This is a genomic window from Pseudomonas sp. CCC4.1 (assembly GCF_035019225.1).
GTDB classification, from domain to species: Bacteria; Pseudomonadota; Gammaproteobacteria; order Pseudomonadales; family Pseudomonadaceae; genus Aquipseudomonas; species Aquipseudomonas bubulae.
Genome location: NZ_JASJWL010000013.1, coordinates 87,771 through 97,052, shown reverse-complemented (window position 1 = coordinate 97,052; position 9,282 = coordinate 87,771). Strand labels below are relative to the sequence as shown.

Sequence of the window (9,282 nt, the reverse complement as noted above, 5' to 3'; positions counted from 1 at the left end):
GAACTTGCACTCTATAATGACCTGCTCCGCAGCCTTGGCATCAGTCCAATAGAGCGAGACTCTGCCTTGGCCTATATAGCCTGAGTCGGTTGCATTTAATTCATAAAACAACCCTAACGCTTCATCAAAGTTGTCTCGCTGATCATCGGAAACTTTACGCTGCCTAATTATGAAATCGATCATAGAGGCTGCATTGACCTCGCGAGTTGGACCTGGGTACAGAGACACACTGATAAATCCAGGGCGGATCTCCATACTGTAAGCAGGCTCCATGCTAGGCCATAACAACTCGAACCCCAAACTAACTAAATTTGCATCACACCCCTTTTTATTATTTATAAACCCCTTTTCCCAAGAGCTTTTCCCTTCATATTCTGGCCAAAAAAACATATAAGCTCTGGAAATTTCAAATACTGTTCCCGATAATTTTCCACACGCCAGGGCATAGGTTCGTTCATGAGGTTGCTTGCCGTCTATAATCCAGAACCAGTGAAAACTGGAAGCAATAACTACCAGCGACGACTTAACCAGTGCCGACCATACATAGAGATAAATAAGTGCTAAAAACGGCATAACAACAAACATGGCTTAATCTTCTCGCACCGTCAGCCCCGAACATGCGATATTAAAAATCTTATATATCGTGCATATTCAAACGTTAGACCCGGTATCAAAATATAACCACAGCGAAGCCGCCGTACTTAATGTCGGATATTTCCGTAACTAATAATTTTATGTAGGAGAGGGTTAAACCGGGCGCTGAACTGCGCGCCCCCGTTTAAAAAACAGACAAATCCAGCGGCCGAATCGCGCCCATCCAGATTGCATGGTCGGTGTGGTCCAGCAGGTCATTGCCGGTATCGGGATGCATAAACACCACCAAACCGTGCCGGTAGAGCGCCAGCCACGGCAGGACGACTCCGATCAGTTCAGGGCCGAAAGCCAGTTGGCAGCTCCAGTCCGGGTGCGGGCCCACCGGGCGCTCGTGGACGCGGCCCATGGTGACGCCAAACAGTCGCCTGGCCTCTTCGCACAAGGCGCGCGCCTGATCGATGGTCGAAGCGTCGAAGTAGACATGGGCGTGGTAGCCCTTGATTCGCTGCATAAGTACCTCTTGCCCTCACCCCGCCCTCTCCCGGAGGGAGAGGGCTGCTTTAAAGCGCCAGCAACCGGCGCAATTCAGCCAGCGCCGGTGCAGTATCCGGACGCACCCCGCGCCACAGATAAAACGCCTCGGCGGCCTGTTCGGCCAGCATGCCCAAACCATCCATCACCTGACCCGCGCCATGCCCGCTGGCCCACACGCAAAACGGCGTCGGCTCCTTGCCATACATCATGTCGTAGCACAGGGTTTTACCCGGCTCGATCAGGCTGCTGGCAATGGGGGGCAGTTCGCCGCTCAGGCTGGCCGAGGTGGCATTGATGATCAGGTCGACCGGCTCGTGCAGCCAGTCAAAACCGCTTGCAGCCACCGGGCCCAGGTCGCTGAACAACTCGGCCAGCAACTCGGCTTTTTCAACGGTGCGGTTGGCGATGGTGACCGAGGCCGGCCCTTCAGCCAGCAGCGGCTCCAGCGCACCCCGCACCGCACCGCCCGCGCCCAGGATCAGGATGCGCTTACCCTTGAGGCTGAAACCGGCATTGACCGTCAGGTCGCGCACTAGCCCTGCACCATCGGTGTTGTCCCCCAGCAAAACGCCATCGGCCAATTTGCTCAGGGTGTTGACCGCTCCTGCTCGCTGGGCCCGAGCTGTCAGTTGATCCGCCAGGCGGTAGGCGTCTTCTTTGAAGGGCACTGTCACATTGGCGCCACGCCCCTGCAGGAAAAACTCCGTTGCGCAGCCAGCAAAATCATCCAGTGGTGCCAGCAAGGTGTCGTACTGCATGGCCTGGCCAGTTTGCTCGGCAAACAGGCGATGCAGCACCGGGGATTTGCTGTGGGCAATCGGGTTACCAAAAACAACGTAACGGTCCATCAGGCAAGCTCCTCGGGCAGTGTCAGGCGTTGGCCAACCAGTCGCGGTCTTGCAGGAAGTAATCCGTCAGGCGCGCTTCCGGGCTTTCCGGTTCCGCTTTCCAGTCATAAGCCCAGCGCACTTGCGGTGGCAGGGACATCAGGATCGACTCGGTGCGACCGCCCGATTGCAGGCCAAACAGGGTGCCACGGTCATAGACCAGGTTGAATTCCACATAGCGTCCACGGCGGAATTCCTGGAATTCACGCTGCTGGGCAGTGTATTCGTCGTTTTTGCGGCGCTGAACGATGGGCAGGTAGGCGTCGATATAGGCATCACCAATGGCGCGAATAAAAGCGAAACAGGTGTCGAAATCCCACTCGTTCAGGTCATCAAAAAACAGGCCGCCAATACCACGGGGCTCATTGCGATGCTTGATATGGAAGTAGGTGTCACACCACGCCTTGTAGCGCGGGTACACATCGGCACCAAATGGCGCACAGGCCTGCTCGGCCACGCGGTGCCAGTGCACGCAGTCTTCTTCAACGCCATAGTAAGGGGTGAGGTCAAAGCCACCACCGAACCACCAGACCGGTTCTTCGCCTTCTTTCTCAGCGATGAAAAAACGTACGTTGGCGTGGGAAGTTGGCACATGCGGGTTGTGCGGGTGGATCACCAGCGACACACCGAGGGCTTCAAAGCCACGGCCCGCAAGTTCAGGGCGATGAGCACTGGCCGACGGTGGCAGGCCGCTGCCAAAGACATGGGAAAAGTTGACCCCGCCTTTCTCGATGACGTGGCCGTTTTCGATTACACGGGTACGACCGCCACCACCCGCCGGGCGCTCCCAGGCGTCTTCAACGAACTGGGTGCCGCCGTCTTCCGTTTGCAATGCGTTGCAAATGCGGTCTTGAAGGTCGAGCAGGTAGGCTTTTACAGCCTCGGTGCGAGTAGTCATGACATCACCTTAAATCGGGCAAAGCGACGCGGCGTGCGGGGCCGGCGGCAAAGGGGGGCTAGCATAACACCGCACTCCGGCTCACCGCAGTTGACGAAGATCACGCTTCAGCGTTGGATGGTGGCTTCGTGAAATGAGCGAGGACAGTGCAGATGGCAAAGCGTATCCAGTTTCGGGCCCACGGCGGCCCTGAAGTGCTTGAGTATGTCGATTACCAACCCGCCGAGCCGGGCCCGCAGCAAGTTCGGGTGCGCAATCAGGCCATCGGTCTGAATTTCATCGATACCTATTACCGGGGTGGCTTGTACCCGCTGGCAGAACTGCCGTCCGGGCTGGGCAATGAAGGGGCGGGGATCGTTGATGCGGTGGGCAGTGACGTGCGCAACGTGAACGTCGGCGATCGCGTCGCTTACGGCACCGGGCCGCTGGGGGCATACAGTGAACTGCACGTTTTGCCTGCAGCCAATGTGGTGAAACTGCCCGAGGATATTTCCTTTGAACAAGCCGCCGCCGTGATGCTCAAGGGCCTGACAACCCAGTACCTGCTGCGTCAGACCTACGAACTCAAAGGGGGTGAAACCATCCTGTTCCACGCAGCTGCAGGCGGGGTAGGTTCGATTGCCTGCCAATGGGCGAAAGCCTTGGGCGTGAAATTGATCGGCACGGTCAGTTCGGCCGAAAAAGCCGCCCACGCCAAAGCTCTGGGCGCGTGGGAAACCATCGACTACAGCCACGAGGATGTTGCCAAGCGTGTACTGGAATTGACCGACGGCAAGAAGTGCCCGGTGGTTTACGACGGTGTAGGCAAGGACACCTGGCTAACGTCACTGGACTGCGTAGCACCACGTGGGCTGATGGTCAGCTTTGGTAATGCTTCAGGCGCGGTAACTGGAGTCAACCTGGGGATCTTGTCGCAGAAGGGCTCGCTGTATGTCACTCGACCGACGTTGGCGTCCTACGCCAATAGCGCCGAAAACCTGCAAGCGATGGCCGATGAGCTGTTTGCGATGATCCGCAGCGGTGCAATCAAGGTTGATATCAGCCAGCGTTTTGCGTTGGCTGATGCGGCCAAGGCGCAGACGGAACTGTCGGCGCGCCGAACCACGGGATCGACGATTTTGTTGCCTTAAAACAAATTCGTAGCAGCTGCCGTAGGAACGAGGCTGCGTTCGGCGGCGCAGCCGTCGTAAAACCAGACACTGTGGTCGTTCAGAAAAATCTCGGACTCAGGTTTTACGATTGCTTCGCAACCGGACGCAGCCTCGTTCCTTCGGCAGCTGCTACAAGATCGGTTGGGCTGCAACTCATTACGCCGGGCGTACGATTTTGCCGCTCGCCAGGTCGCGGATCAGGCTCGGGTTTTTACGTCCACCCAAGTTGCCACCCAACACATGGTCGATTTGCCCACGGAAATACTGCTCCACTTTCAAGCGAGTACGCGCTGCCGGCAAACCTGCCGGGTTGGCTGAGGTCGAGACAATCGGCCCCACCAGCGCGCACAGTTCGCGCACCAGCGGGTGATCGCTCACGCGCAGCGCCACCGTATCGTGTACCCCGGTGATCCACTCGGGCAGCAAGCCCTGATGCGGCACCAGCCAGGTGTTCGGCCCTGGCCAGGTACTGGCCATGCGGTCGATCCACTCCTGGGGGAAGTCTTCAAACAGGAAGTCGAACTGGTGAATGTTGTCTGCCACCACAATCAGACCTTTATCCACAGGCCGCGATTTGATCGCCAGCAGCCGCTCGACCGCGTCTTCATCCCATGGGTCGCAGCCCAGGCCCCAGACCGCCTCGGTCGGATAGGCAATCACCGCGCCTGCGCGAATGGCTCTTGCAGCTTGTTGGACGCGCCAGGTGCTGATCATTGAATGTCTCCAGATATGTGCTGCGCGCAGTGTACTTAGCTGGCGCGAGCAAACCAACGCCCACCCTCGAGTACAACATGCCCCGCCAGTTCAAGCTCGGTCAGAGTAGCCAGCAATCGGGGCAAATCCCAACCGCTGATATTGGCCAATGCTTCGCTGGTATAGGGCGCTGCCTGCAACAATTGCACTAATGGATGACAGCTTGGAGTAAACATTTCTGTTGTGGGCAACGGCATCGAGCGCCAGCCACGCAGGCCTTCGAGAATGTGCTCAACGGTCTCGACAAGCGTAGCGCCATCACGGATCAACTGATGGCAGCCACGCGCCCCAGGGTGGTGGATGGAACCGGGCATGGCGTACACCTCGCGCCCCTGCTCTGCGGCGAGACGGGCAGTAATCAGCGAGCCGCTGGACACGCTGGCCTCGACCACCAGCACGCCAAGGGACAAACCGCTGATAATGCGGTTACGCCGCGGGAAGTTGGCGGCTTGGGGCCCGGCGTCCAGAGGAAACTCCGATACCACGGCGCTACCGTTGCAAATCATTGCGTCTGCCAATGCCCGATGGCGCTGTGGATAAAGTTTTTCCAGGCCCGTCCCCAAAACCCCCACTGTCTGCCCGCCAACGTCCAGAGCAGCCTGATGCGCTGCGCCATCAATCCCCAGCGCCAGCCCGCTGGTAATCACAAAACCGGCGCCAGCCAGGCTGCGGGAAAAGGCGGTCGCGGTGTCCAGCCCTGGCCGCGAAGCGCGTCGGCTACCGACCATCGCCAACTGCGGTTTTTCCAGAGTTGACGGCTCTCCCGCCACGAATAACAGCGGCGGGGCATCGCTCAATTCGCTTAACAGCGCCGGGTAATCGGCCTGATCATGCAGCAGCACATGGTGTCTGGAGCGCTCAAGCCAGCGCCATGCAGCGCTGGCACCCTCACGGACTTCAGGGCTGCGCCGCGCCTGGGCACACCCCTCGGGCAGCCCCAGGGCACGCCAGGCGCTGGCAGGTGCGCTGAGCGCCGAACTGGCCGAACCAAAGGCTCTGAACAGGCTGTAATAACGCCGTGGCCCAACGTCGGGCAAACGGTGCAAACGCAAGCGGGCCTCCAACTCTGCTGGGGATATTTCTGAGGGTGGCATAGGATCATCCTTGATCGGTTATTCCATCTGGCTGTAAGGAACAAGCTGTGGATAACTCTGTTGACAAGTTGTTTGGCTAACGATGAAAAGTACCGGGTTGAGCCCCTTGGCAGAACTTGAAACGCCAATGGGAAACCCAACATTAGTTGAACGTCGCCTGGAGGCCGGGCAGGTTGGTTTCAAATTGAGACATGCACAGGTGCAGCCCGGCAGCTAGTCGTTTCATCCGTGGGTGAATCCCTTTATTATGTGCTCTCGCGTGAAACGCCTGAGCCCGAGCGGGCTCTCTCTGAAGGAGACGTTTTGCACAGGTTGCTCGAGTCCCCAGGACCCACCTGACAACCGTTTTTGAATCTTTCACACAGTGCACCAAACAAACTTATGGCTATTTTGAACATCCTCGAATTCCCAGACTCGCGTCTGCGTACCATCGCCAAACCCGTGGCGGTTGTGGACGACGAAGTCCGTCAGTTGATCGATGACATGTTTGAAACCATGTACGAGGCGCCAGGTATCGGCCTGGCCGCGACCCAGGTCAACGTGCACAAACGCATCGTGGTCATGGATCTGAGCGAAGATCGCAGCGAACCGATGGTGTTTATCAACCCCGAGTTCGAGATCCTGTCCGACGAGATGGGCCAATACCAGGAAGGCTGCCTGTCGGTACCGGGTTACTACGAGAACGTTGATCGCCCGCAGCGCGTCAAGATCAAGGCGCTGGACCGTGACGGCAAACCTTTCGAAATGATCGCCGAAGGCCTGTTGGCGGTGTGCATTCAGCATGAGTGCGACCACCTCAACGGCAAGCTCTTCGTCGATTACCTGTCTACGCTCAAGCGCGACCGGATCAAGAAGAAACTGGAAAAACTGCACCGCCAGAACGCTTGATCGGCATAAAACGCACAACACTCCCGAACTGGCAGGGACCCGATGTGGGAGCGGGCTTGCTCGCGATCGGGCCAACACGGTTCTGCTGATACACCGGGTAGCCCTCATCGCGAGCAAGCCCGCTCCCACATGAAAATGAGCCAGCCGGTCCGTTCGCTGGCTCATTGCCGTCAGTTCCCGCGCCCCCCTATTCCAAGTGAGTATTCCATGACTGAGCCACTGCGCATCGTCTTTGCCGGCACCCCAGAATTCGCCGCCGAACACCTCAAGGCACTGCTAGACACGCCTTACGAGATCGTCGCGGTCTACACCCAGCCGGACCGTCCGGCAGGGCGCGGGCAAAAGCTGATGCCAAGCCCGGTCAAACAGCTGGCGCTGGAGCACAACATCACAGTGATGCAGCCACCCACCCTGCGTGCCCCTGAGGCCCAGGCCGAACTGGCTGCACTCAAGCCGGACCTGCTGGTGGTGGTGGCCTACGGCCTGATCCTGCCGCAAGTGGTGCTGGATATTCCGCGCCTGGGCTGCATCAACAGCCACGCCTCCTTGCTGCCACGCTGGCGCGGAGCAGCGCCGATCCAGCGCGCCATCGAAGCCGGCGACAGTGAAAGCGGAGTGACCGTAATGCGTATGGAGGCGGGTCTGGACACCGGCCCCATGCTGCTCAAGTCCGTGACCGCAATCACCGCCGATGACACCGGCGGCAGCCTGCACGACCGCCTGGCCGAACTGGGCCCACCGGCCGTGATCCAGGCCATTGCCGGTCTGGCGGCGGGGACGCTGCAAGGTGAAGTCCAGGATGACAGCCTGGCGACCTACGCCCACAAGTTGAACAAGGACGAAGCGCGCATCGACTGGAGCCGCCCGGCCGTTGAGCTGGAGCGCCTGATCCGCGCCTTCAACCCGTGGCCGATCTGCCACAGCACGCTCAATGGCGAAGCCCTCAAAGTACTGGCCGCAAACCTGGCTGACGCTCAAGGTGCACCGGGACAGATTCTCGCCGCCAGCAAGGACGGCCTGATCGTGGGTTGCGGTGAAGGCGCCTTGTGCCTCACACGCCTGCAATTGCCTGGTGGCAAAGCGCTGAACTTCAGTGATTTTTTCAACAGCCGCCGTGAGAAATTCGCCGTCGGTACAGTTTTGGGTGCCGCACAATGAATCCTCGTCTGGCCGCCGCCAAAGCCCTGACTGCCGTGCTCAACGGCAAGGCATCGCTCAACAGTTCGTTGCCGCTGCAACTGGACAAGGTTGAGGTACGTGACCGCGGTCTGACCCAGGATCTGGCCTTCGGCACCGCGCGCTGGCAGCCACGCCTGTCGGCGCTGGCCAACAAGCTGCTGCAAAAACCGTTCAAGGCCGCCGACGCTGACGTCGAGGCATTGCTGCTGGTCGGTTTGTATCAACTGCTCTACACCCGCATTCCGGCCCACGCCGCCATCGGCGAAACCGTAGGTTGCGCCGACAAACTGAAAAAGCCGTGGGCCAAAGCCCTGCTTAACGCCGTATTGCGCAATGCACAGCGAGAAAGCGAAGCCTTACTGGCTGAGCTGGAGCGTGACCCGGTGGTGCGTACTGCGCACCCACGCTGGCTGCAAAAATCCCTGAAGGCTTTTTGGCCTGAGCAATGGGAAGCCATCTGTGCAGCCAACAATGCGCACCCGCCGATGATCTTGCGGGTCAACCGTCGCCATCACAGTCGTGATGCGTATCTGCAGTTGCTGGTCGAGGCAGGGATCGAAGCTCAACCTTGCACCTTTAGCCAGGACGGCATCGTGCTGGCTGCGGCCTGCGATGTACGCAATCTGCCAGGCTTTGCCGAAGGCTGGATCAGTGTGCAGGACGAAGCCGCCCAGCTGGCTGCCGATTTGCTCGATCTGGCCCCGGGCCAGCGTGTACTCGACGCCTGCTGCGCCCCCGGCGGCAAGACCTGCCACATCCTGGAAGTCGAGCCCAAGCTCGCCGGCGTGGTAGCCGTGGACCTGGAAGCCAAGCGCCTGGTGCGCGTTCGCGAGAACCTTGAACGTCTGGGCCTGAGTGCCGAGTTGATTGCGGCTGACGGCCGCGATACCGCAACCTGGTGGGACGGCAAACCATTCCAGCGCATTTTGCTGGATGCGCCTTGCTCAGCAACGGGTGTTATCCGCCGTCATCCAGACATCAAGCTGACCCGCCAACCGGACGACATCGCCGCACTCGCCACCCTGCAAGGCGAACTGCTGGACGCGATGTGGCCAACCCTGGAAGTCGGTGGCATCTTGCTTTACGCCACCTGTTCGACGCTGCCGACCGAAAACACCGAGGTGATCGAAGCGTTTCTGGCCCGGACACCGGGTGCCCGCGAGCTGGATATCGCCGGTCAGTTCGGTATCAAACAACCCCACGGCCGCCAGTTGCTGGCGCAAGAAGGTGGGCATGACGGTTTCTATTACGCCAAACTGATCAAGATCGCTGCCGCACGCAGCTAACGGTTCCAGGAAATGACG

Annotated in this window: 10 protein-coding genes; 4 read left to right on the top strand and 6 right to left on the bottom strand. The window is 59.3% G+C overall.

Annotation, left to right across the window (positions count from 1 at the left end; all coding sequences use genetic code 11):
- The 4 genes from QN377_RS08190 to hemF all read right to left on the bottom strand — a co-directional run.
- A partial coding sequence (locus QN377_RS08190) for a hypothetical protein (RefSeq protein WP_323567618.1) occupies positions 1-585 on the bottom strand: 585 nt, incomplete at its 3' end.
- A 193-nt stretch (positions 586-778) separates the two neighbouring features.
- The gene (locus QN377_RS08185; protein ID WP_094999598.1) at positions 779-1,105 is read right to left on the bottom strand and encodes a DOPA 4,5-dioxygenase family protein; all 327 of its coding nucleotides are present in this window, start codon (positions 1,103-1,105) and stop codon (positions 779-781) included.
- Between the two features lie 49 nt (positions 1,106-1,154).
- Entirely contained in the window at positions 1,155-1,976 is an 822-nt protein-coding gene (gene aroE / locus QN377_RS08180) for a shikimate dehydrogenase (RefSeq protein ID WP_095017918.1), read from the bottom strand.
- Positions 1,977-1,998: 22 nt separating this feature from the next.
- On the bottom strand, positions 1,999-2,913 hold the full coding sequence (hemF, locus tag QN377_RS08175) for an oxygen-dependent coproporphyrinogen oxidase (RefSeq protein ID WP_094999596.1): 915 nt from the start codon (positions 2,911-2,913) through the stop codon (positions 1,999-2,001).
- Positions 2,914-3,065: 152 nt separating this feature from the next.
- On the opposite strand from hemF, the gene QN377_RS08170 reads away from it, so the two are divergent.
- Positions 3,066-4,043, top strand: a complete 978-nt coding sequence (locus tag QN377_RS08170) for a quinone oxidoreductase family protein (RefSeq protein ID WP_095017919.1) — start codon at positions 3,066-3,068, stop codon at positions 4,041-4,043.
- A gap of 177 nt (positions 4,044-4,220) precedes the next feature.
- On the opposite strand, the gene QN377_RS08165 is transcribed toward QN377_RS08170, so the two are convergent.
- Both QN377_RS08165 and dprA read right to left on the bottom strand, forming a co-directional pair.
- A complete protein-coding gene (locus QN377_RS08165; RefSeq protein ID WP_094999595.1) occupies positions 4,221-4,778 on the bottom strand; it encodes an L-threonylcarbamoyladenylate synthase in 558 nt (185 codons plus the stop codon).
- A 35-nt stretch (positions 4,779-4,813) separates the two neighbouring features.
- Positions 4,814-5,911, bottom strand: coding sequence for a DNA-processing protein DprA (gene dprA, locus QN377_RS08160; RefSeq protein ID WP_322213893.1), 1,098 nt, complete (start codon positions 5,909-5,911; stop codon positions 4,814-4,816).
- Between the two features lie 381 nt (positions 5,912-6,292).
- On the opposite strand from dprA, the gene def reads away from it, so the two are divergent.
- The 3 genes from def (at position 6,293) to rsmB (ending at position 9,264) form a co-directional block, all read left to right on the top strand.
- Positions 6,293-6,799 carry a peptide deformylase gene (gene def, locus QN377_RS08155; RefSeq protein ID WP_016782844.1) on the top strand — a complete coding sequence of 169 codons (507 nt, stop codon included), beginning with the start codon at positions 6,293-6,295 and terminating at the stop codon, positions 6,797-6,799.
- A 207-nt stretch (positions 6,800-7,006) separates the two neighbouring features.
- Positions 7,007-7,957: a methionyl-tRNA formyltransferase gene (fmt, locus tag QN377_RS08150; RefSeq protein ID WP_094999593.1), complete on the top strand. Its 951-nt coding sequence runs from the start codon at positions 7,007-7,009 to the stop codon at positions 7,955-7,957.
- Positions 7,954-9,264, top strand: coding sequence for a 16S rRNA (cytosine(967)-C(5))-methyltransferase RsmB (gene rsmB, locus QN377_RS08145; protein ID WP_095017920.1), 1,311 nt, complete (start codon positions 7,954-7,956; stop codon positions 9,262-9,264). The genes fmt and rsmB overlap by 4 nt, the downstream gene beginning before the upstream one ends.
- Positions 9,265-9,282: the final 18 nt, after the last annotated feature.